This window comes from Halocatena pleomorpha, from assembly GCF_003862495.1.
Taxonomy (GTDB): domain Archaea; phylum Halobacteriota; class Halobacteria; order Halobacteriales; family Haloarculaceae; genus Halocatena; species Halocatena pleomorpha.
This window is the reverse complement of the sequence record NZ_RRCH01000017.1, coordinates 57,897-84,606: the sequence shown is the minus strand read 5'-3', so window position 1 is coordinate 84,606 and position 26,710 is coordinate 57,897. Positions and strand designations below refer to the sequence as shown.

Here is a 26,710-nt window from a genome sequence, read left to right as displayed (position 1 = left end):
AGCACCGTGGACACGAGCACCCCTGATGATACTTGCTGCCGTGTGTCGAACAGTTTGATTCCGATCCCTGAATCGTTCCACCGCATGCATCACATGTCGTTGCCATGCAAGTGTATTATACATCCGATATAATTTAATATTTTCTATTATTTATTAAATTATGTAGGGTGGAAGGGGGGAAGTAGAACTTCAAATCGGGATAGGTGTGGCTCAGAGGATCGCCTTACCGAGCGCGCTGGCGGTGAGTTCGACGGCAAGCTCGGCTGTTTGGTTATGGTCATCGAGGATGGGGTTCACTTCGACGAGTCCGATCGATCGGAGTTTCGTCTCGTCGATCGTTTCCATCGCGGCGTGTGCCTCACGGTAGGTAACACCGCCGCGAACAGGCGTTCCGACGCCGGGCGCTTCCCGCGGATCGAGCCAGTCCAGATCAAGGCTGACGTGGACGCCATCCGGTGCGTCAGCGACCGAGAGCGCTGCTTCGGTGACGGCTGTCGCGCCGCGTTCATCGATGTCGCTCATGGTGAACACAGTCACGCCACTGTCGCGGAGGGCCTCGCGTTCGGCGTCATCGAGGTTTCGGATCCCAACGAGTGCGACGTTTTCGGGATCGATGGACGCGGGTGCCCAGTCGAGGGTTGCGAAGCTGCCGTGTCCGAGTACAGCAGCCAGCGGCATGCCGTGGACGTTTCCGCTCGGTGTTGTTTCGGGGGTGTTGAAATCCCCGTGGGCATCGAACCAGACCACACCGATGTCGCCGCTGCGCGCGCTTCCGCGGACGGAGCCGATGGCGATCGAGTGGTCTCCACCGAGCACGATCGGCACCGTACCGTCTGCGACTGTTTCAGCGACTGTCGCTTCGAGATTGACGCACAGTTCCCGGATCTCCGCGAGATATTTCGCCCGGCCGGTCGACGGTTGGACGCTGTCCGGGTCGCCCAGTTCGGGACGCGTTACGTCGAGATCACCGATGTCTGTGTACTCATAGCCGAGCTCGGTGAGCGCGTCGGCCAGTCCGGCGTACCGAATCGCTGAGGGGCCCATGTCGACGCCCCGCCGGTCCGCTCCGAGATCCATCGGGACACCGATGGCACGAATCGGTCGTGTCATGTGTTGCGCTATTCGTGTGTGTGATATATGGGTCTCGATCGTGGAACGCTCGCGCAGCGCAGACGGGGATCACGCGTCCGGCTCGCACCGTGTCCGATCCCTCTTCGGAGTTGCTCTATGATTCCCTGCCGGTCACGTCGGGATCTTCCTGCCGCCTATGCGATCGATGAGCACAACAGGTGGCGGACACGCGCTGTCGGGACCGAGATGTGCATCTGAAACAAACAGCACGTTGGACAACGGAGCTAGCTCACCGCGAGACTTATCAAAGGCGGTATCAAATTGTCCAGCATGTCGTCAATCGAGCTCACGACTAGCCAAAAAGACATCCTTCGGGAGCTAATCAACCTGTATGGACAGAGCGAGCGCGCGGTCAAAGGCGAAGACATCGCTGATGGTGTCAATCGAAACCCCGGTACCATCCGCAATCAGATGCAGAGCCTCAAGGCGCTCCAGCTTGTTGAGGGTGTTCCGGGACCGAAAGGCGGGTACAAACCGACAGCCAACGCATATGAAGCCCTCGGGGTACAGGATCTCGATGAGCCGGCGAACGTACCGCTGTTCCACAACGGCGAGCATGTCGACGCGAACGTTCAGGAGATCGATCTGACGAGCGTTCATCACCCAGATCTCTGCCGAGCGGAGATCCGACTTCACGGCTCCATCAAGCGGTTCCACGACGGGGACGACGTGACGATCGGACCGACCCCCCGATCGAAACTCCAGATCGAAGGCACAGTCGACGGCAAAGACGAGACCGACAACGTTTTGATCGTCTCAACGTCGACGATGGAAGCCCCAGTGAGCGAGCCAGACCACTGACTCCGGTAGCCTGCTCCCGCTGTTGACGTGGCTCTCTGGTGGTGTGACTGTCAGCAGCGGCTCTCCCCGTTTATCAGGCGGTATCGGCTGTGTCACGGAACTGTGCACGGGTCGAATCTGCAAATGCGTTTCAAAGCCTTTGTATCTCAGGAAAGCAGACCAGGACACATGACGGAAGACGTTGTCGTCCTCGGTTCTGGGTATGCCGGCGCGGGCGCGATCAAGAGTTTAGAACAGGAGATCAGCAATCGAGCGGATATCACGTGGATTTCGGATGTCGACCACCACCTCGTTCTCCACGAAGTCCACCGCTGTATCCGCGACCCGGAGCTGCAACGGAAGGTTTCGATCCCGATCAACGAGATCAAAAGCAGTGATACGGAGTTCATTCAGGGGACGGTAACGACGCTCGATCCGGACGAGCGCACGATCCACCTCGACGACGGTTCGACGGTCGAGTACGACTACTGTGTGGTCGGTATCGGCTCTCGAACCGCGTTTTTCGGCATCGACGGGCTGAAACAGCATTCACACACATTGAAAAGCCTCCAAGACGCGTTATTGATCCACGACGACATCAAGTCAGCTGCCAAGGAGGCTTCCCGGACCGATCCCGCGTCGGTCGTCGTTGGCGGTGCCGGGCTGTCCGGCATCCAGAGCGCGGGCGAGATTGCGATGTTCCGCGATCAGTACCGAGCACCGCTAGACATTTACCTCGTTGAGGGACTGGACAGCGTTTACCCGCCGGGCGATCCCGAGGTCCAAGGCAAACTCACGAAAATGCTCTCCGATCGAGGGATCAACATCAAGACTGGCGAGTTCATCACCGAAGTCGACGAGGAGACGGTGTACATCGGTGACGAGACAGAACTCGACTACGACGTGTTGCTCTGGACCGGCGGCATCACTGGTCAGGACTGCACCGAAGAGATCGATCTGGAGAAAGACGACCGCAGTCACCGGCTGCACGCGTCTTCGACGTTCCAAACGAGCGACGAGCGCGTGTTTGCCATCGGTGACACCGCTCTCGTCGATCAGGTCGACGGCGATCCTGCTCCCCCGACTGCACAGGCAGCGTGGCAGGCAGCAGAGGTCATCGGAGAGAACGTCCGGAGAACAATGCGCGATCAACCGCTCACGACGTGGACCTACGATGACAAAGGCACCGTCATCTCCGTCGGTGACGCGGCCGTCGCAAACAACGTCATAGGCTCCCCGATCGATACGTTCGGCGGCATCGCTGCCGAAACCCTGAAGAAAGCGATCGCTACGCGCTGGATCAACAGGGTCACCAGCGCCAAACGCGCCGCGAAAGCGTGGCCAGATATGTAAATATCTCCACGAGATCTCTACCTCCGGGCTGTTCTCCCCCCCAGCTGTCGTGCACGAGCGATCTGATTCCGAGACCGATGGCTCGGCAGCATAGGACGGTAATGGATTCTCGGTTCTCCGTACCGTATGTGTGTCATGGTTCACGATCCGGCGGACACACCAGCTGATAGGTCGTTCACCGATCGGTTGTTACACCGGACGTTCGGGCAGCCAAGAGGACTGCTGGGACGACTCGGCGGCTGGGTGATGGCTGGTGGGAAGGACGCGACGATCGAGTGGGTATTGGAGCAGCTCTCGATCCGTCCGACCGACCGAGTGCTCGAAATCGGTTTCGGACCGGGTGACGGGATCCGGATGGCCGCACAAGCCACTTCGGAGGGATCCGTCGCCGGCGTCGATCATTCGACAGTGATGGTGCGGATGGCTCGTGACCGGAACGCCACCGCCGTTGACGCAGGCAACGTCGATCTCCGACACGGCCGAGCGTCCGAGCTACCGTTCGAGACCGACAGCTTCGAGGCGGCGTTTTCAGTCAACTCGATGCAGCTGTGGCCAGACGTGCACGCCGGACTCGATGAGCTACAGCGCGTTTTGGTTCCCGGTGGGACGGCCGCCTTCGGGTTCACTCACCACGCGAAACAAAACCCCAATGAACTCGTGGATGTCCTCATGTCTGCCGGATTCGAGTCGATCGAACTCCATGAACGCAACCGGGCGATCTGTGCCGTCGTGGTCACTGCGTGAACGGCGAGATGGCTCTCAGCTTCCGATCAGACAGATGTCTGTGTCAGACCACCGTCGTATATCTCGCTGTGAGATGAATCTACAGTATGGATCCGTCAGTGTGGCACGAAAACGAGGCGTTTTGGGACGCGTTCGAAGACTACGTGTTCTCCCCCGCGGTGATCGAGAAAGCGCCAGCGCAGATCGAGCAAGTGCTCTCTCTGCTTGATCTTCCCGACGACTGGAGTTGGATGGAAAACCGGTGGATCCTCGTCTCAGACGAAGAGGAACGGGAATTCACTGTCTCTCACCGACTGTACTCGGCGTACGAACTGACCACACTGTCAGAGCGGGTGGGGTTTGCAAACGTGTCGGTGTACGGAAATCTGAACGGGGACCCCTACGACGAGGACGCCACCCGTCTCGTGGTTGTCGCTACCGCCTGACGATCAGTCGAGATTGAGGCTCAACCCGGCGTGCCACCGATCGGCTCCGGCCGCCCGCTTTGTCTCGTCCATCTTCGCCAAGAGTGCGGTTGCGAGCGTGGCCGTTTCGGCGGCCCGTGATTGGCCCTCGACACGGAACTCTTCGTTCGTCCGGTCGGCGTAGACCGTACAGACTGCCCCTGCGCGAAGCCCGTAGATGGACGCGAGCGTACAGATTGCGCTGGCTTCCATCTCGAAATTCAACACGTTCACGTCCCGTAGCTCCTCATACAGCGCCCGACCCTCGGGTGATTGGAACCCCTCGAACCCGTCGCGGCCCTGCCCCGCGTAGAAGCTGTCGGTGCTGGCGGTTACACCCACATGGTACTCATATCCCAGCCGTTCGGCGGCGGCCACGAGCGCGGTCACGACCTCGTGGTCGGCCACGGCCGGGTAGGTGTCCCGAACGTATTCGGTGCTGGTTCCCTCCCGTCGCACAGCTCCATTCGTGATAATGAGATCACCGATCTCCACGTCGGGCTGGATCGTTCCACACGATCCCACCCGGATGAACGTCTCGACGCCGACCGCGGCGAGTTCCTCGACAGCGATGGCCGCCGACGGACTTCCGATCCCGGTCGACGTGACGGAGATCGGCGTTTCGTCGTACGTCCCCGTGACAGTGCGGTACTCGCGGTGGCTCGCTACCTCCTCGGCGTCGTCCCACTCTCCAATGATCCGGTCAACGCGTTCGGTATCCCCCGGCAGGAGCACGGTTTCGGCAACGTCGTTCGGTCCGACTTCGAGATGATACTGGACGGCGTCTGTCTCGTCTGCCATACCGCCCGTGCGTGCCCGTTCCTGTCAACCGTTTCGGTCCCTGTGGTTACGCGTTTTCGAGCGTGTCTCGGGAGATCGCTGCCGGGAGGAGCGCGCCGAGTGTGTACGCCTCGATTCCGTCCTCGACGGCACAGAGGATCCGTAGCTCCTCATTGCAGAACTCGGCTAGCGTCTGGCGACACATTCCACACGGCGTCACGCCGTCGCGCGCACTGGAGACGACTGCGAGCCGGGAGAACGACTGGTGGCCTGCAGCGACGGCGGTACCCACTGCGATCTCTTCGGCGTGCAGGGAGTTCGAGTAGTTGGCGGTCTCGATGTTACACCCTGTGAACACGGTTCCGTCATCGGTTTCGATCGCCGCCCCGACTCGGTACTCCGAGTAGGGGACGTACGCCGAATCGAGTGCCGTTTCTGCCTGCTTTATCAGATCAGAGTCGTCCATACCAAGACGAACACGGCGGAGAACGAAGTGGTTGTCCTACTCCTCGCCCGATTCGTAGTGGTCGCCCGCGGCGTCAGGGGTGCGCGTTCGGCCCACGCCTGCGAGCACGATAATGACAGTGATATACGGGATCGTTTGGACCAACGAACTCGGGAGATACCCCGATTGGAGCTGGATTTGTGCCGTCTGCAACCCAGCGAACAGGGTTGTCGAGAGAAACGTCCCGATCGGATTGTAGTTGCCAAGCAGATACACAACGATTGCGATGAACCCCCGGCCGTCGACCATCGTCTGGCCGTTGCCGCTGAACTCCCCTAGGCTGAGGGAGAGGCTCGCGCCGCCGATGCCAGCCAGCACACCCGACAGAAGCACGCTCGCGTACCGAACCCGTTTGACGCTCACGCCGGCGGTGTCGAGCGCCTGCGGGTTCTCACCACTCGCGTGCACCCATCGCCCAAACGCTGTGTAGTTGAGAACGTACCACGATCCCACGACCGCGAGTAACATCAGATACACCGGCGGCTTGGCGTCGAACAGCGCGCCCAACACCGGAATTTCTGACAGTCCCGGGATCGTGATCGGGTCGAAACCCGCGCTGCCGGCGTTCACGCTCTCGTAGATCACCGTAGACAGAAACGGCGCAAGACCGAGCGCGACGAGCCACACCGCCAGCCCAGCGATGATCTGATCAGCACGGAATTCGAGACAGACGATCGCGAACACCACAGCGAATAGCGTGCTCGCAAGCACGCCGGCCGCGAATCCGATCCAGACGTTTCCAGTAAGATTCGTCGCATAAATCCCCACGAACGCAGAAATGATGAGGTGCCCTTCCAATCCGATGTTGATGACGCCGCTTTTCTCTGCGAAGATCCCGCCGAGCGCGGCGAACGCGATCGGCACGGAGAGCCGGAGTGTCGAACTCAACGCGTTCTTGTCTACGAATCCCGACAGCACGCCTCCCACGAGAGCGAGCACTACCACGCCACCGAGCGTCTTGCGCCCGAGCGACGGTAGCTCACGCATCCTCATCACCGCCGTTCGGTACGCTCGGTTCGTCTGCGATCGCCCGCCGACCGATCAGCCGGAAGAACTCCGGCATCGCTACGAACAGAACGATCAATCCCCGCAGCACATCCACAAGCTGTGGCGGCATCGAGGTGGCGGTGTCGATAACGATCGATCCGCTCTTGATGATCCCAAACAACGGCGCTGCGAACAGGACGCCTAACGGGTTGTTGCCGGCAAGAATGGCGACCGTGATGCCGTCGAAGCCGTAGGACGGCACCCCGGTCTGGAAGTTACCGAGAATCATCATGACGTACATCGCGCCGCCGAGACCGCCCAGCGCCCCCGAGAGCGTCAGACTCGCAATGATGGTTCGTTTGGTTTTGACACCGCCGAACTCGGCTCCGGCGGGTTGGAGTCCGCTCGTGCGGAGCTCGTACCCCATCGTGGTGTATTGCAACAGATAGTAGATCACGCCGCCGAACCCGATCGCAATGGCGAGCGCGAGCAACGAGAAGTTCGTTCGGGGATCAAACACGACGGACGGGATCGTCCCGACATCGGGAAGCGGGACCGTCTCGACCACCTGACTACCGGGCCGTTGGAAGTGGTTCGAGACGAGATACAAGGCGAACTGGGCAGCAACGAAGTTGAGCATAATGGTCGTGATCACCTCGTTGGCGTCGGCGTACGCTTTGAGGACGCCGGGAATGGCTCCGTACAGCCCACCAGCTACCGCGCCGATGCACAGCCCGGCGGGAACGAGCAGGACCGCTCCCACCGCGCCACCGGGAACGATCGGCGCCAACACGAGCAGCCCGAGCGCGCTTGCGAGCGCACCGGCGACGAGTTGGCCCTGCGTTCCGATGTTGAACACACCCGCACGGAACGCAAGCGCTACCGACAGTCCCGTGAACACGAGCACGGTCGTTTCCCGCAGCGTCACCGCCATCGCCGCGTTGAACGGACTCCACCCCTTCCGGAACGGCGGGGCGAATTCGCCGTGAAGCGGCCGAAACAGCGGGTTCATCGGGTCGCCTAACGCCCCGAGGAACAGTCGATCGAACACCGTGACCGGATCGTAACAGAATCCAACACCGAAATACGTCGCCGCTGCGGTCGTACACGTCGTCATCCGTCCCGAAACGAGAATGAGCACTGTGCCGACGAGCACCGCGAGACCGAGCGCCGCCGTGCTGATCAGGAGCCGCTCGACCGCCGACGTTTGGGCGGACCGTCTGAGCACAGCTCGTAACCGCTCTTTCACGCGCGCGAGCATGTCACTCTCGCTCATCGGCGCTCACCTCCTGCGCCGGCTGTTCGCCGGCCATCAACAGCCCGAGTTCCTCCTCGGTGACCGCTTCTGGATCGACGGTGTCCACGAATTCGCCTTCGTACATCACACCCAACCGGTCGGATATCCCTCGAACCTCCTCTAGCTTCGAGGAGACGAGCAACACCCCAACGCCCGCGGCGCGGAGTTCCAACAGCCGTTCGTGGATGAACTCCGTCGAACCGATGTCGACGCCGCGAGTCGGGTGGGTGGCGACGACGAGCTGTGGATCACGAGCCAACTCCCGACCGACGATGAACTTCTGCTGATTGCCGCCCGAAAGCGCCGACGCCGACGCGTCCGGATTGGGCGGTTGCACGTCGTACTCCTCGATGATCGTTTCTGTGTGCTCGCGGGTCCGCTTCCAGTCGATCCGTCCATTATTCACAAACGCTTCGGCGTGCTGGCTTCCCAACAGTCCGTTTTCGACCAGATCAAAATCCATCACAACTCCCCGCTCGTGTCTGTCTGCTGGGATGTGTGCCATTCCCTGATCGATGCGTTCCCGGCGGTCGTCGTCGGTGATCTCTCGGTCACCGAGTTCGATCACGCCGGCCTGCGGACGGCGCAGTCCGGTGATCGCTTCGATCAGTTCGCTCTGTCCGTTGCCGTCCACGCCAGCGATCCCGAACACTTCCCCACGCCGGACCGTGAACGATACGTCAGAGACCACGTCGATCCCCTGCTCGTTCGTCACCGTGAGGTCGTCGACTGACAGGGTTACAGCACCTGGATCGTAGGACGATGTTTCGACTTCTAACAGCACCTCTCGGCCGACCATCAACTCCGCCAGTTCCTCGCGGGTGGTCGCCTCGGCGTCGACAGTGCCGACGTTTCGACCGTCGCGGAGCACGGTGATCTCATCGGCGGCCTGCATCGCCTCGCCAAGCTTGTGTGTAATGAAAATTATTGTTTTCCCTTGATCAGTAAGCAACTCGAACACCGAGAGGAGTTCTTCAATCTCCTGTGGGGTCAACACCGCCGTCGGTTCATCCAAAATGAGAACGTCGGTCCCTCGATACAGCGTCTTTAGGATCTCGGTGCGCTGTTGAACGCCGACGCTCAACTCCGAAATCCGGGTCTCGGGATCAACAGCAAGCCCGAACCGCTCACAGAGATCAACCACGTCCTGGCGGGCCTGGTCTCGATCGATCGCCAATCCGCCCCATTTCCGTGGTTCGGTCCCGAGCGTCACGTTCTCAGCGACCGTCATCGAATCGACGAGCATGAAATGCTGGTGGATCATCCCGATCCCCGCGTCGATCGCGTCCTGTGGTTTCTCGAACGATCGCTCGGTTCCGTCGACGACGATCCGGCCCGAAGTCGGCTCGTACAATCCGTACAGAACGTTCATCAACGTCGTCTTTCCAGCACCGTTCTCACCGAGGAGCGCGTGAACCGTCCCGCGTTCGACGGTGAGATCGACATCGTCGTTTGCGAGAACCCCAGGGAAGCGTTTCGTGATTCCATCAAGAGAGATGGCTGGCGTCATCTGTCTATCTGGTAGTGTACCGACCGTCCGGAGACACGAGACATCATCTGAGTATTAGACGTTAGATGGATCCGTCGGAACGGAGATCTTGCCCGACACGATTTTCTCTTTCGAGCTTTCGAGTTTTGATTTGGTCTCAGCAGGGATTTCCGATCCCAGCGTCTTGCCGTACACCGTCTTCACTCCCTCTTGTTTCAGCCCGAGAGTGGTTGCCGTTCCGCCTTCGAAGGCGTCTTCGACCACACCCTTAATGGCGTTGAACATGGCGATGTTAACGTATTTGACCATACTGGCGAGGATGTGATCGGCGTACTTCGACTCCGTCTTCGACTGATCGCTATCAACCCCGATCGCGTACCGGCCTGCCTCCTGTGCGGCCTGAAAGACTCCCGTTCCGGTGTTGCCCGCGGCGTGATAAATGATGTCGACGCCGTTGCTGTACTGCGTCAACGCCGCTTCTTTCCCACTCGTAACGTCGTTGAACGAGCCGACGTAGTTGCTCGTAACGTTGATGGCGTCGTCAGTGTGTGCAACACCAGCTTTGAACCCCGCTTCGAACTTCTTTATGAGCGGGTTTTCCTTGCCGCCGATGAACCCGACGCTCGTCGCGTCGGTCGTCGACGCCGCGCCCGTCGACAGTCCGCTCTTCGTGAGCAACCCAGCGAGATGGCCGACTTGGAAGGAGCCTTCCTCCTCTCGGAACTGGTAGTTCTCAACGTTCGGCTCATCAACCTTTCCGTCGATAAGCATGAACCGCTGCTCGGGAAATTCCGGTGCAGTGTCTGACAGCGGATCCTGCTGAAGCGAACCGATACAACAAACGAGATCGTAATCCGGCGATGTCGATTGCGCGTATCGACTCTGGAACCGAGAGAATTCAGATGTATTCGACGGCTGGGAGTGTTCTGTCTTGATCGAAAGCTCCTTTTTAGCGCGTTCGAGGCCGGTCTGTGCCTGGTCGTTGAACGAGCCGTCACCGAGTCCGCCGGTGGCGTACACGACTGCGACGGACGCCGCTCCCCCGTCGGTGCTCTCCGTGTTCCCGCCGTTGTCTGTCGGACCTCCGGTACAGCCCGCCAGTCCCGCGATACTTGTCACTCCGAGTGTTCGCACAAAGGTACGTCTGTCCATGGCTATAGAACACTACAGATCATTCACAACTTTACCGGGTTAAAAACGTCGCTTCCTTTCTGCGCTCAATTGCGGGCATCGCTCACTGCCCGATCGACCACAGTCGTAACGGTGTCGACCAACTCGTCGACTCCCGTGCTTTCGGCGTATACCCGGATGTACGGCTCCGTACCGCTCGGTCGAACGAGCGTCCAGCCCCCATCGTCGAACGCCAAACGGACGCCGTGTTCTTCGTTCATCGTCGCCGTAGGGAACTGTTCTGAGAGTCGCTGTGGCACCCGTTCCATCGCCCGTCGCTTGTGCTCGTCGGGGCAGGCGACGTTTTCCTTTCGATACGGACGCTCAGTGATAGGATCTCGCAACACCGCCAATCCGTTCCGTCCCCCTTCTACTTGTGGATCGTCCGGCTTCTCGGCCGCGGTTGCGATGAGCACCGACACGACGGCAGCGCTGGTCACGCCGTCGATCCACGAGCCGAATCCGGGATGGATGTGTTTCCACGGTTCGCCAGCAAAGACGACAGAGCCGCCGTCGGCCTGAACGGCGGCGATGCCGTCGTGAAGATATCCGAGTCGGACCCGCTCGGTCCGTCCACCGACCGCCTTGACGCGCTCATCGATCCGATCGGAGGCGTTTGGCGTCGTCACAACGACCGGATCACTGGCGTCGCTCGCATGAGTGTAATGCTCAGCGAGGATGGCAAGCACAGTGTCCTCGTGGACCACTGCCCCCGTCCCGTCGACGATGACGATCCGGTCGGCGTCGCCGTCGTGTCCAATCCCCACGACCGGATCGTCATACCCCCCGACGAATTCCCGCAGATCCGACAGCGTGACCGGTGTCGGTTTGCTCGGTCGGCCAGGGAAATGTCCATCGACGTTTGCGTTCAACGCCACAACATGCGCACCGAGCTCGCGAAGCACCTGCGGCGTTGCGAGCGACGCCATCCCGTTGGCACAGTCGACAACGACCGTCAGTCCGTTCAGATCGATCCCCGTTGCTCCGGTCTCTCCGTCGGCGTAGGAACGTGCGTCGGTCCCGACAGCACGGGCGTAGTCGACGACCGCTTGCCGATAGGTCGACAACGCTTGGAAGCGTTCAGTCACTCCCCACGCATCCCACTCGACCGGCCTGAGTCCATCCGCAACGCGTTCTTCGATCCGTGCTTCCCGTTCGGCGTCGAACTCCTCGCCGTCAACAAAGAGCTTGATCCCGTTATCGGGCGGTGGATTGTGGCTCGCAGTGAGCATCACCCCGTGACGACCGCGGGAAGCGTACGCCAGCGCGGGCGTCGGGAGCTGTCCGGCGCGCAACGCCCGCGCTCCGCCACTCGTTACCCCCGATTCAACCGCTCCGGCCAGTGCCGTCCCGGTCTCACGACCGTCCCGTGCGATGACGACTTCCGTTGCCTCCTGTCCGACAGCTTGCCCGACAGTGAGCGCCAACGACGGCGTAACGCTCTTTTGCGCGTCGCCGCGGATTCCAGCGGTTCCGAACAGACTCATACCGGCTATCAGCGTGGCCGATACTTACGAATGACGTTGCCCAACGACCGTAGGAGTGCGATGTGAAAGAAGGCTGTATCGGATCGATCCGCCCGAGCGTCTCGGATCCCGTCGGTTGCAAACCTGCGCTCCTCAGTTCACAGCTCCACACCGCTAGGGATGAGGCTTTGTTGCCGGAGGAGTTCGCCCTCGGTACTGTAGACGAGAAAGAGGTCCCGATCACAGGAAAGCACCTCGCGGTCGTTTATCGTGAGCGTGAACTGATACTGTCCGTCTGTCGTCGAATTGTCGTGTTCCCGTGCGGCGGTGACGAGGCTGTCGATTGTTCCAGCGTCGGCGTTGCATTCGAGGATGAAATCGCCCGTGACGCGGTCGGTCACAGCGAACACTCCCGATGTCCCGATAGCCATCGAATCATCGTGCATTCTATATGACACGTCGAGCCGATCGGAGTCGAGTGACGGACTCGCCCCGGTGTCCACACCCAACTGTTCCATGAACTGCTCGGATGGCCCATCGAAGCTGACGGTGATCTGGGGCTTCGATCTGCCCCCGGTGGTGACATCGAGAGTGAAATAGTCTCGCATCATCCGTATCAAGCTATGACATCAGGTACCATGAACGTAACGCCCATAATAGATATCTTACATTTATATTTGAGACATTGGATATGAACTATATTTCTTTCTCATCTCTAATTAAGATTTCGATGTGTGGTGTGTTTTTTCACACTGATGACTCTATCAGTTATATAATTCACGGGTACTATTCTTCGAGTCGGTTTACTCACATGGGACGACATCGATGGTCGTGACTCGATCACTTTCGTCGGGATTCATCACTTGAACGCCCATCGTGTTTCGTCCCTGACAAGACACTTCCTTGGCGTGCGTTCGCATGATCTGTCCGTCATCGCTCATGAGAATGAGATCATCCTCGTCGCTGACGGCTTCGAGTGCGACGACAGATCCGTTTCTGCTGGTGGTTTTGATGTCGACAAGCCCTTTCCCGTACCGTGATTGTGCCCGGTACTCTTCGATCGGCGTGCGCTTTCCGTAGCCGTGTTCTGTGATTGTCAATAGGGTGGTGTCTGCGTCACTGACGGCCACAAGCCCCGCGACCCGATCGTCGTCAACGAGTTCGATTCCGTTGACACCCCGTGCGGATCGTCCCATTGGCCGGACATCACCCTCGCTGAATCGGATCGACCGTCCCTGTTCGGTACCGATGAGCACGTCGGCCGTGCCGTTCGTCACGACCACGTCAACGAGTTCGTCGTCGGGTTCGAGGGACACGGCGCGGATCCCCGTCGAGAGGATGTTGCCAAACTCGGTCGTGGGCGTGCGTTTGATGTAGCCGTTTTTCGTGACCATCGTGAGCGACTGATCGCCGTTGAACTCCTCGGTGTTGACGATGGCAGTCACGTCTTCGTCGGGATCGAGATCGAGCACGTTCACTGCCGATTTCCCACGGGCCGTTCGGCTCATCTCGGGGATCTCGTACGTTTTCAGCTGGTACACTTGTCCCTCGGTGGTGAAACACAGCAGATAATCGTGAGTGTTTGCGTGGAACACCGCGTTCACTCGATCACCGTCTTTGAGCTTCGTTCCAATAATTCCCTTTCCGCCCCGGTGCTGGGCGTCGAACGTCGACAGCGCCATTCGTTTCACGTAGTTCGACTCGGTCAACACCACGATCGATTCCTCTTGGGGGATCAGATCCTCGTGACTCACCGTGCCGGCGTCCTCGATGATGGCTGTGCGACGGTCGTCGTCGTACTGCGCTTTGAGATCCCGGAGCTCGGATTTGATGACTCCCAGTAGTTCGCTTTCCTCGGAGAGAATCGTCTCGTAGCGCTCGATCTGGTCGGTGAGCGACGCGTACTCCGATTCGATCTCCTCTGTCTCTAGGGATGTGAGGCTGCCGAGTTGCATCCGAACGATGTGATCAGCCTGACGCTCCGAGAAGTCGAACGTCGATCGAAGCATCGCTTTCGCTTTCGATCGATCCGACGCGTCACGAATCAACTCGACCACTTCCTCGGCGTTGTCCAGCGCTAGCAGTCGCCCCTCAAGTACGTGTGCGCGTTCCGTGGCGTTGTCCAACTCGTGTTGGATCCGGCGACGCACCACTTCGCGGCGATGCTCCAGAAACGCGTCGAGCATCTCTTGAAGGTTTAAAATTCGTGGCTGGCCATCGACCAGCGCGAGCATGATGATGCTGAACGTTCGTTCGAGGTGGTGTTTGACGAGCTGATTTTTAACCACATCCGGGTTCGCGCCACGCTTGAGTTCGATAACAACGCGCACGCCGTCCCGGTCCGACTCGTCACGGATGTCCCTGATGCCCTCGATCGTTCCGTCGTTAACGTCGTCAGCGATGCGTTTTATGCGCCGGGCTTTGTTCTCTTGGTACGGAAGCTCCGTCACGACGATCTGTCCCTGTTCTTCGTCGACTTCCATGTCCGCACGCAGCCGAACTTTTCCTCGCCCCGTCGTGTAGGCGTCGTAAATTCCCGACCGGCCAACGATGTTCGCGCCTGTTGGGAAGTCTGGCCCCTTAACGTGCTCTATCAACTCCGAGATCGCACAGTCCGGATTGTCGATGCGGTGGATGAGACCGTCGATGACTTCCCCGAGGTTATGGGGGGGGATGTTCGTGCTCATTCCGACGGCGATCCCCGACGAACCGTTTAACAACAGGTTTGGAAGCGCGGAAGGGAGCACGATCGGCTCTTCGAGACGGTCGTCGTAGTTCGGTTGGAAATCGACGGTGTCCGAATCGATATCAGTGAGCATCTCCTCACCGAGCGGACTCATTCGGGCTTCGGTGTACCGCATCGCTGCCGGCGGATCGCCGTCGACCGAACCGAAGTTTCCTTGGCCGTCGACCAAGGGATAGCGCAAGGAGAATTCCTGAGCCATCCGGGCCAGCGCGTCGTAGATCGAACTGTCTCCGTGGGGGTGGTATTTCCCCATCGTGTCTCCGACGATGTTCGAACATTTTCGGTGGCCGGTGTTCGACGTTATCCCGGACTCTTCCATCGCGTACAGGATCCGCTTTTGGACGGGCTTGAGTCCGTCACGCACGTCTGGCAGCGCACGTCCTGCGATGACGCTCATCGCATAATCGATGTAACTCTGTTCCATCTCCTCTTCGATCCGGATCGTCTGTGCCTGGTCGGGATTGGAGACCGGCTCATCGGGCAGTTCGGAACTCATTGTGTATCCTCTGTTCGTACTCCGTGTGGTCGGCTATCGATGCGATCGCGTGTGTTCATGGCGTTCGTCATTGTGTAACTCTCTTCGCCGGTCAGATATCAACCCATTCGGCTTCGGTCGAATGCTCCTTGATGAACTGTTTGCGTGGCTCGACTGCCTCTCCCATCAACACCGAGAACATCCGATCGGCCGCGGCCGCGTCTTCCACGGTGATCTGTTTTAGGATCCGGTTATCGGGGTTCATGGTCGTCTCCCACAGCTGTTCTGGGTTCATCTCCCCCAGCCCCTTGAACCGTTGAACCTGGTCCGGAGAGCCGTTACACACGTCAGCAACGATCCGTTCGCGCTCGGTCTCGGTCATCGCGTCGTGCGTTTTACCGTTGTTTCGGATCCGATACAACGGTGGTTGGGCGGCGTAGACGTGGCCCTCCTCGATCAGCGGCCGCATATGACGGTAGAGGAACGTCAGGTACAGCGTTCGGATGTGTGCCCCGTCTACGTCCGCGTCCGTCATTATCACTATCTTGTCGTATCGTATGCCATCTAGATCGAACTCCTCTCCGATGCCGGTTCCGATGGCGGTGATGAGACTCCGAATCTTCTCGTTTTCGAGCACCCGGTCGAGTCGGCGTTTCTCGGCGTTGAGGATCTTTCCGAACAGCGGGAGGATCGCCTGATACCCCGGATCTCTCGCCTGTTTGGCGCTCCCGCCGGCACTGTCACCTTCGACGACGAACAGCTCTGCGTCTTCTGGGTCCTGTGTCTGACAGTCCGCGAGTTTTCCGGGCAGCGATGTCGTTTCGAGTGCGCTCTTTCGGCGGGTAAGCTCCTCCGCCTTTTTCGCGGCGATACGGGCTTTGGCCGCTTCAACGGCCTTGTTCACGATACTGGTGGCCGTGTCCGGGTGCTCTTCGAGATACGTGCCCAACTGCTGGTGGACGGCGCTTTCGATGATCCCACGTACCTCGCTGTTCCCGAGCTTCGTCTTCGTTTGGCCTTCGAACTGCGGGTCTGGGTGTTTGACCGAAATGACGGCTGTCAGCCCTTCGCGGATGTCTTCGCCTTTGAGATTGCCGTCGATGTCGTTGAGAAAGCCGTTGCTACTGGCATAGTCGTTTACGATCCGTGTGAGCGCCGTTTTGAACCCAGTGAGATGCGTTCCCCCGTCCCGTGTGTTGATATTGTTCGCAAAGGCGTGGATCGACCCCTGAACGCCGTCAGTCGCCTGTATCGCAACCTCGGCGTGGATCTCCTGTTCTTCGGTCGTGAAGTAGACGATGTCGTCGTGCAGCACCGACCGGGTTTCGTTGAGATACGCGACAAACTCACGGATCCCACCCTCGTAGGCGAACGTCGCCTCGCGGTCTTCCGGCTCGCTCTGAATGGTGATCTCGACGCCGGAGTTGAGAAACGCCAGTTCGCGCAGCCGGTTTTCAAGCGTCGAATAGGAGAATTCGACCGTCTCGAAGATCTCTTCATCGGGCCAGAACTGAACTCGCGTTCCGGTCTCCTCGTCCGACCGGAGATCACGGATCCGTTCGAAGGCCTCGATGTCGGGTTCTCCGCGGTCGAACGCGTGTGTCCAGACGCCACCGTTACGTTTGACCGTGACTTCGAGACGCTTTGAAAGCGCGTTGACGACGCTCACCCCGACGCCGTGGAGTCCTCCGGAGACTTGGTAGGACTTGCTGTCGAACTTCCCCCCTGCATGGAGCACCGTCATGATCACCTCAAGCGCCGGTCGTTCGTATTCGGGGTGTTCGTCCACGGGGATCCCCCGCCCGTCGTCGACGACCGTCACGGAGTTGTCGTCGTTGACTGTCACCTCGATGGAATCGCAGTACCCCGCGAGCGCCTCGTCGATCGCGTTGTCGACGACTTCGTGAACGAGATGGTGCAACCCCCGTGAGTCTGTCGACCCGATGTACATTGCGGGCCGTTTTCGAACGGCTTCAAGCCCTTCGAGAACTTGGATATCGACGGCCCCGTATTCAGAGTTCTTCGACATAAACTACTTGCCTCAGCTAGCACCGTTTTCCCTATAAAACCCTCGCACGCGCGCGAGGACTACCGAACGCTGATAAATTGAATCCGACATACCGGTTCGATTTTTCTAACTACCTTTCTTCACCGCCTGTGGTGCGTGATCGGATGGCAAGATCGCCCCCATGCCATTTTCACTTTCACTCTGGTGTCGGGGCTGTTTTAACCCCTGATGCAGTACGCCCGGCTAGCATGACATCGTATCAATCAGAGCTCGGGGGGCGCTCGAACGTCGCCGAGGAGTTGGCGGAGAGCCAGCGCTCCATCTCGATTGCCGAGTTCTTCGAGAAGAATAAGCATATGCTCGGATTCGACAGCGGGGCCAGAGGCTTGGTCACGGCTGTCAAAGAAGCAGTAGACAACGCACTCGACGCGACCGAAGAAGCGGGGATTCTTCCGGATATCTACGTGGGAATCAAAGAAGAAGGTGATTACTACCGGGTCATTGTCGAGGACAACGGTCCGGGGATCACGAAAGAACAGCTTCCGAAAGTGTTCGGGAAACTGCTGTACGGATCCCGGTTTCACGTTCGTGAGCAAAAGCGAGGACAGCAGGGAATCGGGATCTCTGCGGCCGTGTTGTACTCGCAGCTCACGAGCGGCAAGCCAGCGATGATCACTTCCCGAACGGAAGGTGAGTCCGCGGCTCAGTATTTCGAGTTGATCATTGATACGGACACGAACGAGCCGGAGATCTCCGTCGACACGACGACAACGTGGGATCGCCCTCACGGAACGCGCATTGAACTGGAGATGGAAGCCAACATGCGCGCCCGCCAGCAGCTCCACGATTACATCAAGCACACCGCAGTGGTCAATCCCCACGCCCGTATCGAGTTCGAAGAGCCACGCGAACAGTTGAAGTTCGAACGCGTGACCGACCAACTGCCCGCAGAAACCGAAGAGATCCGTCCACACCCCCACGGCATTGAACTCGGTTCGCTCATCAAACTACTGGACGAGACGGCTTCGCACTCTATCTCTGGGTTTTTACAGGACGAGTTCACCCGTGTGGGACAGAAGACAGCAGACTCGATCATCACCGCGTTCGTGGATCGTCATTTCGGGCGCGAGATGTCGTGGCGACCACCGGAGCGGTCGGCGGTCGAAACAGCAGTCACCGACGCGGTGACGAACAAAAGTGAAGAAGCGACGGCCGCGTTCGCCCAGCGCATCGGGACGGTGCTCACCGAACGCGACCGAGTTGCACACCACGAACTCGTTGACATCGTGGCGAACGCAGCCGAACACGTCAGATCCGAGTCCAATGCGACGTTCGGAACGGCTGCACAGAAAACCACCGCTGGAGCCGTGTGGTCCGTGTTGACTGATGATATCGAGTCTGATCTCTCCCGGATCGTGGACGATACGACCACGAGCCGAAAGGACGCGGAGACGATCGACGGGATGGCCCGCCGCATCGCCGTGAAGTTCGAAGATGTTGAACGTCACCGGCTCCAAAAAGAGACGGTCGCGTCGTTCGTCGCTCGCGCGGCGGAGCAGACCGAAACCCACGACGGAACGACATTCGGGGAAACCGCACAGGAGAACGTGGTGTCCGGTATCTGGTCGGTTTGCCGGAGCGTTCCCGACGATCCACCCAAAGTACGGGCGGTCGAGCGCGACCGCGACACGGCGAGCGAACTGCTCGGAGCGATGCGCGAAACCGACATCCTCGCTCCGCCGACAGACTGCCTCGCTCCGATCACCGAGACGCTGGTCGAAGAAGGACTCCGAAAAGAGTTCGATGCGGATTTCTACGCCGCGACGACCCGCGACGCGGAAGTACATGGCGGGGACCCGTTCATCGTGGAAGCAGGGATCGCGTACGGCGGTGATATCAAAAGCGAGGGCCGAATCGACGTGCTTCGGTTTGCCAATCGGGTTCCGCTCGTCTACCAGCGGGGTGCGTGTGCCACTGCTGACGTGATTCAAGACATCAACTGGCGCAACTACAACTTGGACCAGCCCGGCGGGAGCGGGACACCGAACGGCCCGGCGGTGGTGATGATACACGTCGCTTCCACGAACGTCCCGTTTACCAGCGAATCCAAAGACGCCATCGCGAACGTTCCAGAGATCGAACACGAGATTGAACTGGCGCTCCGGTCGGCGGCCCGAGAACTCAAACGGTATCTGAAAAAGCGCCGAACGCTCGAACAGCGCCAGCGCAAACGGAACGTGATCGCTGACATCCTGCCGACGATGGCGGACAAGCTCGCTGATATGACTGAGCGTGAATCGCTCGCCATCGAAGATTCACTCGCCCGTATCATGAACAACGTCCTCATCGAGCGGACAGTCGACAACGACGCCGTCCGACTCGTCGTCACGAATCATTCCGATAGCGTCGCTGATTTGGCGTTAACGGACATCGTGAGCGTCGATCCCGGCGATATCGAGGACGCGACCGTCGTCGAGATGGACGGCGAGTGGTTCGTCAAGTGGGATCCCAGCGTTCGAAGCGGTGAACAAGCCGTTATCGAGTACGACGTGAACGGAAACGCGTCGTTCGACATCTCTGTCGAAGGAATCGAACCGGAAAAACTCTCCATCAACGCCTAACAACCATGAGCACCAACACCGAACTAGACGCTGACGCACGCGAGCGACTTCTCGATCTCGCGGCGGAGTTTTACGATCAGTTTGCCGAGGGAGAAGTCCCCTCGATGCGGATTCCGACCCGGACGAAATCCAACATCGAGTACGACGACGACAAGGAGGTATGGGTGTACGGCGATCGACACTCAACGCGCTCGGCTAACACGGTAACGGGCGCGAAAAAGCTCCTCAAAGCGATCTACGTCATCGATTTCCTCGCCCAACAACTGGACGAGGATCGGTCGTCGACGCTTCGTGAGTTGTACTATCTCAGTGAGTCGTGGAACCACGAGACGGCACAGTTTTCGAGTCAGGACGAATCCAACCAACTCATCGAGGATCTCGAAATCGTCTCTGATGTCACACGGGAAGACTTCCACATGCGCCCGGAGGAGTCGGGCGCGACGCTGATGGGACCGATCCATCTCCGCGAGCAGACCCGCCGCGGTGAGCGTGATATCCACTGTCAGGAAGATGTCGGTGAGGGCGGATATCAGATCCCAAACAACCCCGACACGATCGAGTTTCTCGAACACGACGCGGATTTCATCCTTTGTGTGGAGACCGGCGGAATGCGTGATCGCCTCGTCGAAAACGGATTCGACGAGGAGCACAACACGATCGTCGTCCATCTCAAGGGTCAGCCAGCCCGTGCGACGCGACGGATCACCCGTCGACTCCACGACGAGTTGGACCTCCCAGTGGTGGTGTTCACTGACGGTGACCCATGGTCGTATCGCATCTTCGCCTCGGTCGCGTACGGGAGCATTAAAAGCGCTCACCTCTCTGAGTATCTGGCGACACCGAACGCCAAATTCATCGGCATTCAGCCCACCGATATCGTCGAGTACGATCTTCCGACGGACCCGCTGTCGGATTCGGACGTGAACGCGCTGGAAAACGAACTCGAAGATCCACGCTTCCAGTCCGACTACTGGACTGAGCAGATCGAGCGCCAACTCGATATCAACAAGAAGGCCGAACAACAGGCGTTGGCCTCGCGTGGCCTCGATTTCGTCACTGACACGTACCTCCCCACGCGACTCGAAGAGATGGGCGTGCTGTAGTCCTACTTTTTCCGCTCGGGAGCGCCACAAAACCCTCACCGTACGCGAGCGCAGCTTTTGCTGTCGCCGGAAGTCTCTGGCTGTTGGACGAGCTACCAGTCCTCGTCTAGTCCCACGGGAATTCCGTTCCGGGCAACGTCGGCGGCGAATGCGCCTGAATCAGCTTCGAGCGCGGCAAACGTATTGTAGTGGATCGGAAGCACGAGATCTGGATCGAGTCGGGCAGCCAGCTCGGCAGCCTCCCGCCGATCCATCGTGAAACTCCGTCCGATGGGTGGAACGAACACCGAGAGATCCGTTGTGGCGTCGGATGGAGACAGCTCGACTCGCTCGTGTGCGTCTATTACGTCTGTGTCTCCTGGCCAGAACACCGACACGCCATCGATAGTCAGATGGTAGCCACACCCGAACCCGCGAGGATGCAACGGCGTCCCATCGGCGTGCGTGTTGGGACCGTCGGGATCGTTGTACGCCGGAATCGAACGCACCACTCCGGTGTCAAGCGCCAGTTTATCGCCAGTTTCGATCCGCTGCACGTCGTATTGAAGATCAGAAACGGGACGCACATCCCGGTCGATGCCCGACGCATCGACGCCATCGTAGATGACGACCGTCGCGTCGGGGTGGGCAACGCGTTCGATCCCGTCAGAATCGTAATGGTGGTTGTGGGTTACACAGACGAGATCACCGTCACGAGCGTCGTATTCTGCTCCGGACGGATGTGCCGTCGAGTGATCCGTGTTTTGAGACGCCTCAGGCGGTTGCTCGGGTGACCACTCCCCTGTGAGAACGCCGTAGCGTCCGGGATCGAAGTACGCAACGAATCCGTCCGGTGTTTCGAGTCGCAGCGTGGCGTATCCCAACCAATCGAATACGTAGCCGGTGTGGGTAACTGTCATGTACGAGTGGATGGTGGGCAACAATGATAAAACAGTACCCCACTCACTCCCAGAGGTCGTACAGCGCATCCTCGACGGGTCCAACGACCGGCTCCGCATCAAGGCAGACCCCGGCTTCTGTCTCGTCCGCAGTGTCGACCTGACCAATAACGGCGGCTGTGAGATCCTTCTCTTCGAGTGCCCTGAGGGCCGCGTTGCGTTCCGCTTGGGGAACTGTCGCCAGCAACGCTCCAGATCCAAAGATCCGAACCGGATCGATATTCAGCACCCCACAGAGCGTTTCGGTTTCCGGTCGGACCGGGATCCGTGTTCGCTCGACCATGAAGGTAGCCGACGACGCAGTGGCCATCTCGTGGAGTCCAGCGAGCACACCGCCCTCAGTCGGGTCGTGCATCGCTGTCGCGTAGGGGGCAAGCGCCGACGCAGCGGCTTGTACCGAGAGGTCCTCATAACACGCCTCCGCTGCGGTGAACGTTTCCTCTGTGACCTGTTCGTCGAGTTCATCACGGAAATCTGACCCGAGAATCGCGGTGCCCTCGGTGCCAGCGTGTCCGGCGATCACGATCAGCTCTCCGGCGCTGGCTCCCGAGGTGGGAATGTACCGGTCTGTCGTCCCGAGACACGTCATCGACACCAACGGCCGGGACAACTCCTCGGAGTACTCCGCGTGACCACCGATCACGTGTGCACCTACTGCCGCCGCGGCGTCATCGATCTGGCGGGTGATCCGATCCAGCTCTCGGTCGCCGTCCGCCGGAAGGATACAGACGTTCGTTAGCCACCGTGGCGTCCCACCCGAGGCAGCGATGTCGTTGCACGCGACCGTCACGCCCAAGGTTCCGACCCGATCGACAGCGAGTGAGATGGGATCGGAGTTGATGACTAGCAGTTCCTCATCTCCTGCCGCGTCCACGCGGAGGGCTGCGGTGTCCTCGCCGTACGCCGGTCCCTGTACCACCGCCGGATCCGAGTCACCGAGCCGCGTGAACACCAACCGCTCTAACGCCTCGGGCGGAACTTTCCCGACCATGTGCTATCACTGGCGATGGTCTGACCAAAAGCTGTTGACCGAACGAAGAAGTGGGGTATCCCACGAATCGTGAAACCGGTACCGGTGCTGGACTGATTCGAATGGATCGTATGCCACTATCTGCTGGCCAGTCGTCTGTAACCGCGACACAGCGTTGACCAGATCCACCGTGATGAGACGCTACGGTGCTATTGGATGGGAAAACAGGCACGCGTCTTTAGTCGTCTGCTGCTGCCTGTTGGGTCTCCATGTGGTCAACGATCTCCGTTGTTTCGTCAACGAATTCCTCGTAGTCGACTTCCGCCCCGTGAAGTATCGTCGAGAAATACTGTACGTTGGCAGCAACGTTCGTCGCTTCTCTTAGTTCTTCATCTGTAACGTCTTCCATCTTCGCCCCTTCGGTGTGGAAGTGGATGCAGTACGGGCAGTTCATCGCGGTCGCTGCCCCGATCCCGATGAGTTCTTTCTCGCGCTGGGTGAGTTCCGTCTCTCCGAACTCCAGATCACGAACGACGCCCCAACTGTGATCGGCGGCAGGCTCTGCGAGCGTCTCCATCCAGCTCGGTACCTGGCCGAAATACTGCTCGATTTCGTTCTGAGCGTTGTCTGAAACCATGGGTGGTCTCCTCCGCGCCCACCTCGAAAATCTCGTTCGCCGTCTCTCTGTCTGCGGAGTGGGCGCAGTTGTAACTGCGGTGTGGTGTGTAATAGCATTTGTCACGATATACGTACGCACACCGGGGGTTGTCCGTCACGTCGCTGTTATCTCACTGGTTACGTTCGGTCTGTGATATCGTCCGCGATCGTCTTGAGTTCCGCATCACTCAGCTCCGGTGGCGAGCCAGCGACCGCGTGAATCGGACCACCGTCGTCGTCGTCGAATCGAGGGATAATGTGGCCGTGGACGTGCGGAACCTCCTGACCCGCAGCCGGCCCGTTGTTGAACGCGACAGTCGTTCCGTCCGCTTCGACCGCCGTCTCGACCGGTGACACCAACTGATACAGCGTTTCGAGCACAGTCCCCGCTAGCTCTTCGGGAAGATCGTCCAACCGTTCGTGGTGTGCTTTGGGAATCACGAGCACGTGGCCGGGAGCGAGTGGATTCGCGTCCAAGAACGCGAGCGTGTCCTCGGTCTCGTAGACGGTGTGGCTAGGGAGTTCACCGGCTACGATCGAACAAAAGATACAGTCATCGCTCATAGCCGTCAATCTCTTGCCCGCCTCAAATATGTTTCCCGCAACCAGCTTCTGTCAGGGCGCACCTTAATGAGCGCACGCGCCGGGACAGTACGTATGTACGAGTATCTGCTCACGATCGACGGGAACGAATCACGCGCACGAACACAGGCCGAGACCGTCGTCAACCACCCGACGAACGCCACGGACATCCACGCAACACTCCTCCACGTAACCACCGAATCGGATCCGACACCGATCGAGGAGATGCCTGCCATCACGATCGCCCAAGACATCCTTGCGGACGCCGGAATCGGAACCGATCTCATGCGCATCGACGGAGACCCGACGACGGTGATTCTCGAAACAGCGGAGGAAATCGACGCAGAGCGGATCTGTATCGCAGGCCGAAAACGATCACCCACCGGAAAAGCGGTCTTCGGCAGCGTCACACAGGGAATCATTCTCAGCACCACTCGGCCTGTGTTAGTGTGCCACACGGAAGAACAGTAACCGTGAGTGGTTCGGCCTCACGACTCGTGACCGTCCGCCCGCTCACCACGGAAGCAAGCAGGTGGTATCGACGCCGAGTACGGTCAAAGCCGTCGGGATGCAAAGCGGGAGGATCCCAGCGACGAGCGAGTACGCGCCTCCCCGTACTTGTCGGTTGACCGCCCGAATGACCGCTTTCAACAGGAAGTACGCCGAGATCATGCCTAACCCGAGCACCACGAGCTGCCCGATGTTGAACCCACTCGAACACAACATCTGTTCCGCTTTCGAGATCCCAATCGGCAGGTCTATTCGATCGAGTAGAAGTAAAACGACCCCCGGTAGAATCACGGGTGCTGTCGTTCGAGCGTCGGGTGCCGTCCCAGATCGAACCATACGTTTGAATCATCCGAAGCCGTTAAAAATCCTTCTGATTGTTATATAATATTAGTAATTACAATGGAAAATAATTTTGTTCGTTTCGGTAGACAGGAAATACTACCGCAAGATGGGAATCCGCTGAATCCTACCCGAATAATCAGTAGTCTTCTTCACGATAGGCCAGTCGTATGCACGCCGCAGTCGGGACCACATTGACGGATGAGCGTGTCGTTGTCACTGATGGCTATTCGAGCGTCGGTCTCGCAACGGCGCGAGCCATCGCTGATCAGGGGGGTGAGGTGCTCATCACGGGCCGTCCGGACGAGTCACCCGAGGAACTGTCTTCCACCCGTGAGGATACTGAATCAGGCTCTTTAGACCGAACGCGCATCGATGAGCAGACACTCGAAAGCACGGACGAAGCGGCGGTGAAAGCGTTCTTCGATGAAACTGAGTTCGACCATCTCGTGTGTGCCGGCAGCGCCAGACCCACGGGCGGTGTCACAGAGACCGACACCGAAACGTTTCGTGCGATCATCGATTCGGTGTTTTGGCGGTCGTACTACGCCGCAAAGCACGGGGTCGAACGGCTCGGAAAGGGAAGCTCCGTGACGTTCATCACGGGGACCACGGCCGAGCGACCGGCAGTGCAGTTTGCCGCCACCGGTATCGGGAACGCGGCGCTCGAAACACTGATGAAGTATCTCGCTGTCGAAACCGGTCCGGTTCGCGTCAACGCTGTCAGTCCCGGCCGTGTCGACACGATCGGTCTTGCCGACGACACCCGCCAAACCGTGGCTCGCGCGCTTCCTGCCGATCGAATCGGGGAACCCGAAGACGTTGCCGACACGGTCCTGTTCGCTGTGTTGAATCCGCACACAACGGGCACCGTGATCCGCGTCGACGGTGGTGATCTCCTTGTCTGATCACGCGACTCCTCATGTGATCGAGTCGAGCGCCTCCTGAATGGCGTTGCGATACGAGTCGTGCGTGTAGCCGAGCCGCGAGAGCCACACGGATTGATAGGACGGATGGAGAAGCGGGAGTACGGGCCGACCCAGCGTCGGACAGTTGATCGGGTCGAGCACTGTTTCGAGAAAACCATCGATCGTTCGTCCTTCCACGGCGAGCAGCGACTGCGTCGCGTGTTTTCCAGTCGCAACGACGCAGCGGGGGGCGATCTCTTCGATCTCTTGGCGGAGATACGGCCGGCAGTTCGCGCGTTCTTCGGTGGTCGGTTCGCGGTTCGATCCTGTCCCGTCGCTAGGAAAGCACTTGACAGCATTCGTATAGTAAGCGTCGGGATAGCCGACTGCGGCCATCATCTCGCGGATCTTTCGACCGGAGTGGCGGGCTGTGTACGCCATCCCAGTCCAATTACCACCCTTCCAGCGGTCGGCGTCGGGTGTCCCAGCCCCTGGCGCTTCGCCAACCACCACGAGATCGGCGTTCCGTGGCCCGACGCCCCACGAGATGTGTTCCCGCGATGCGGCTAACGCCGAACACCGCGTACACGCCTCTGTAAGCTGATTCTGCTGATCGGGATCGGGGTACTCGGCCATGCGTGGACTACCGGCGGTACCGGGGTGAGCCTGTCGAGTTCCACTGATCCACACGCTCATTACGGTCGGTCT

At 59.4% G+C, this 26,710-nt stretch carries 25 protein-coding genes; 8 read left to right on the top strand and 17 right to left on the bottom strand.

Annotation, left to right across the window (positions count from 1 at the left end; genetic code table 11):
- Positions 1–210 precede the first annotated feature (210 nt).
- Positions 211–1,110: an arginase gene (rocF, locus tag EIK79_RS08580; RefSeq protein ID WP_124954710.1), complete on the bottom strand. Its 900-nt coding sequence runs from the start codon at positions 1,108–1,110 to the stop codon at positions 211–213.
- Positions 1,111–1,401: 291 nt separating this feature from the next.
- Between rocF and EIK79_RS08575 the strand changes: the two genes are divergently transcribed.
- The 4 genes from EIK79_RS08575 (at position 1,402) to EIK79_RS08560 (ending at position 4,433) form a co-directional block, all read left to right on the top strand.
- Positions 1,402–1,932 (top strand): HTH domain-containing protein, encoded by a 531-nt coding sequence (locus tag EIK79_RS08575; protein ID WP_124954709.1) that lies wholly within the window; start codon positions 1,402–1,404, stop codon positions 1,930–1,932.
- A gap of 168 nt (positions 1,933–2,100) precedes the next feature.
- Positions 2,101–3,264, top strand: coding sequence for an NAD(P)/FAD-dependent oxidoreductase (locus EIK79_RS08570; protein WP_124954708.1), 1,164 nt, complete (start codon positions 2,101–2,103; stop codon positions 3,262–3,264).
- 135 nt (positions 3,265–3,399) lie between these two features.
- The gene (locus tag EIK79_RS08565; protein WP_124954707.1) at positions 3,400–4,008 is read left to right on the top strand and encodes a class I SAM-dependent methyltransferase; all 609 of its coding nucleotides are present in this window, start codon (positions 3,400–3,402) and stop codon (positions 4,006–4,008) included.
- Between the two features lie 86 nt (positions 4,009–4,094).
- Positions 4,095–4,433 (top strand): hypothetical protein, encoded by a 339-nt coding sequence (locus EIK79_RS08560; RefSeq protein WP_124954706.1) that lies wholly within the window; start codon positions 4,095–4,097, stop codon positions 4,431–4,433.
- A gap of 3 nt (positions 4,434–4,436) precedes the next feature.
- Here the strand turns inward: EIK79_RS08560 and udp are convergent, their stop codons facing one another.
- From udp to gyrB, 10 genes are all read right to left on the bottom strand, one after another.
- Complete coding sequence (gene udp / locus EIK79_RS08555; protein ID WP_124954705.1) at positions 4,437–5,252, bottom strand: uridine phosphorylase; 816 nt, start codon at positions 5,250–5,252, stop codon at positions 4,437–4,439.
- Between the two features lie 46 nt (positions 5,253–5,298).
- Positions 5,299–5,697 carry a cytidine deaminase gene (gene cdd, locus EIK79_RS08550; protein WP_124954704.1) on the bottom strand — a complete coding sequence of 133 codons (399 nt, stop codon included), beginning with the start codon at positions 5,695–5,697 and terminating at the stop codon, positions 5,299–5,301.
- A gap of 36 nt (positions 5,698–5,733) precedes the next feature.
- Positions 5,734–6,723, bottom strand: coding sequence for an ABC transporter permease (locus EIK79_RS08545; protein ID WP_124954703.1), 990 nt, complete (start codon positions 6,721–6,723; stop codon positions 5,734–5,736).
- Positions 6,716–7,999 (bottom strand): ABC transporter permease, encoded by a 1,284-nt coding sequence (locus EIK79_RS08540; RefSeq protein ID WP_221621719.1) that lies wholly within the window; start codon positions 7,997–7,999, stop codon positions 6,716–6,718. The genes EIK79_RS08545 and EIK79_RS08540 overlap by 8 nt, the downstream gene beginning before the upstream one ends.
- A complete protein-coding gene (locus EIK79_RS08535; RefSeq protein WP_124954702.1) occupies positions 7,986–9,530 on the bottom strand; it encodes an ABC transporter ATP-binding protein in 1,545 nt (514 codons plus the stop codon). The genes EIK79_RS08540 and EIK79_RS08535 overlap by 14 nt, the downstream gene beginning before the upstream one ends.
- A 54-nt stretch (positions 9,531–9,584) precedes the next feature.
- Positions 9,585–10,661 (bottom strand): BMP family lipoprotein, encoded by a 1,077-nt coding sequence (locus tag EIK79_RS08530; protein WP_124954701.1) that lies wholly within the window; start codon positions 10,659–10,661, stop codon positions 9,585–9,587.
- Positions 10,662–10,726: 65 nt separating this feature from the next.
- Positions 10,727–12,166: a phosphohexomutase domain-containing protein gene (locus EIK79_RS08525; protein WP_124954700.1), complete on the bottom strand. Its 1,440-nt coding sequence runs from the start codon at positions 12,164–12,166 to the stop codon at positions 10,727–10,729.
- Between the two features lie 137 nt (positions 12,167–12,303).
- The gene (locus EIK79_RS08520) at positions 12,304–12,756 is read right to left on the bottom strand and encodes a DUF5793 family protein (RefSeq protein WP_124954699.1); all 453 of its coding nucleotides are present in this window, start codon (positions 12,754–12,756) and stop codon (positions 12,304–12,306) included.
- A 192-nt stretch (positions 12,757–12,948) separates the two neighbouring features.
- The gene (gene gyrA, locus EIK79_RS08515) at positions 12,949–15,387 is read right to left on the bottom strand and encodes a DNA gyrase subunit A (protein WP_124954698.1); all 2,439 of its coding nucleotides are present in this window, start codon (positions 15,385–15,387) and stop codon (positions 12,949–12,951) included.
- Between the two features lie 91 nt (positions 15,388–15,478).
- Positions 15,479–17,395, bottom strand: coding sequence for a DNA topoisomerase (ATP-hydrolyzing) subunit B (gyrB, locus tag EIK79_RS08510; protein ID WP_124954697.1), 1,917 nt, complete (start codon positions 17,393–17,395; stop codon positions 15,479–15,481).
- Positions 17,396–17,622: 227 nt separating this feature from the next.
- On the opposite strand from gyrB, the gene EIK79_RS08505 reads away from it, so the two are divergent.
- Positions 17,623–19,995, top strand: a complete 2,373-nt coding sequence (locus tag EIK79_RS08505; RefSeq protein WP_124954696.1) for a DNA topoisomerase VI subunit B — start codon at positions 17,623–17,625, stop codon at positions 19,993–19,995.
- A gap of 5 nt (positions 19,996–20,000) precedes the next feature.
- Positions 20,001–21,098 carry a DNA topoisomerase IV subunit A gene (locus tag EIK79_RS08500; protein WP_124954695.1) on the top strand — a complete coding sequence of 366 codons (1,098 nt, stop codon included), beginning with the start codon at positions 20,001–20,003 and terminating at the stop codon, positions 21,096–21,098.
- Positions 21,099–21,190: 92 nt separating this feature from the next.
- Here EIK79_RS08500 and EIK79_RS08495 read toward each other — a convergent pair whose 3' ends face one another.
- The 4 genes from EIK79_RS08495 to EIK79_RS08480 form a co-directional block, all read right to left on the bottom strand.
- Positions 21,191–21,997: an MBL fold metallo-hydrolase gene (locus EIK79_RS08495; RefSeq protein ID WP_124954694.1), complete on the bottom strand. Its 807-nt coding sequence runs from the start codon at positions 21,995–21,997 to the stop codon at positions 21,191–21,193.
- A 43-nt stretch (positions 21,998–22,040) separates the two neighbouring features.
- Entirely contained in the window at positions 22,041–23,027 is a 987-nt protein-coding gene (locus EIK79_RS08490; RefSeq protein ID WP_124954693.1) for an AIR synthase-related protein, read from the bottom strand.
- 217 nt (positions 23,028–23,244) lie between these two features.
- On the bottom strand, positions 23,245–23,643 hold the full coding sequence (locus EIK79_RS08485) for a carboxymuconolactone decarboxylase family protein (RefSeq protein ID WP_124954692.1): 399 nt from the start codon (positions 23,641–23,643) through the stop codon (positions 23,245–23,247).
- Positions 23,644–23,801: 158 nt separating this feature from the next.
- On the bottom strand, positions 23,802–24,236 hold the full coding sequence (locus tag EIK79_RS08480; RefSeq protein ID WP_124954691.1) for an HIT family protein: 435 nt from the start codon (positions 24,234–24,236) through the stop codon (positions 23,802–23,804).
- Between the two features lie 57 nt (positions 24,237–24,293).
- Here EIK79_RS08480 and EIK79_RS08475 point away from each other — a divergent pair, with 57 nt between their 5' ends.
- Positions 24,294–24,716 (top strand): universal stress protein, encoded by a 423-nt coding sequence (locus EIK79_RS08475; protein WP_124954690.1) that lies wholly within the window; start codon positions 24,294–24,296, stop codon positions 24,714–24,716.
- 42 nt (positions 24,717–24,758) lie between these two features.
- Here the strand turns inward: EIK79_RS08475 and EIK79_RS08470 are convergent, their stop codons facing one another.
- Positions 24,759–25,091, bottom strand: coding sequence for a hypothetical protein (locus tag EIK79_RS08470; RefSeq protein WP_124954689.1), 333 nt, complete (start codon positions 25,089–25,091; stop codon positions 24,759–24,761).
- 173 nt (positions 25,092–25,264) lie between these two features.
- Here EIK79_RS08470 and EIK79_RS08465 point away from each other — a divergent pair, with 173 nt between their 5' ends.
- Entirely contained in the window at positions 25,265–26,002 is a 738-nt protein-coding gene (locus EIK79_RS08465) for an SDR family oxidoreductase (protein WP_124954688.1), read from the top strand.
- Positions 26,003–26,014: 12 nt separating this feature from the next.
- Here the strand turns inward: EIK79_RS08465 and EIK79_RS08460 are convergent, their stop codons facing one another.
- Entirely contained in the window at positions 26,015–26,638 is a 624-nt protein-coding gene (locus tag EIK79_RS08460) for a uracil-DNA glycosylase (protein ID WP_124954687.1), read from the bottom strand.
- Positions 26,639–26,710 lie beyond the last annotated feature (72 nt).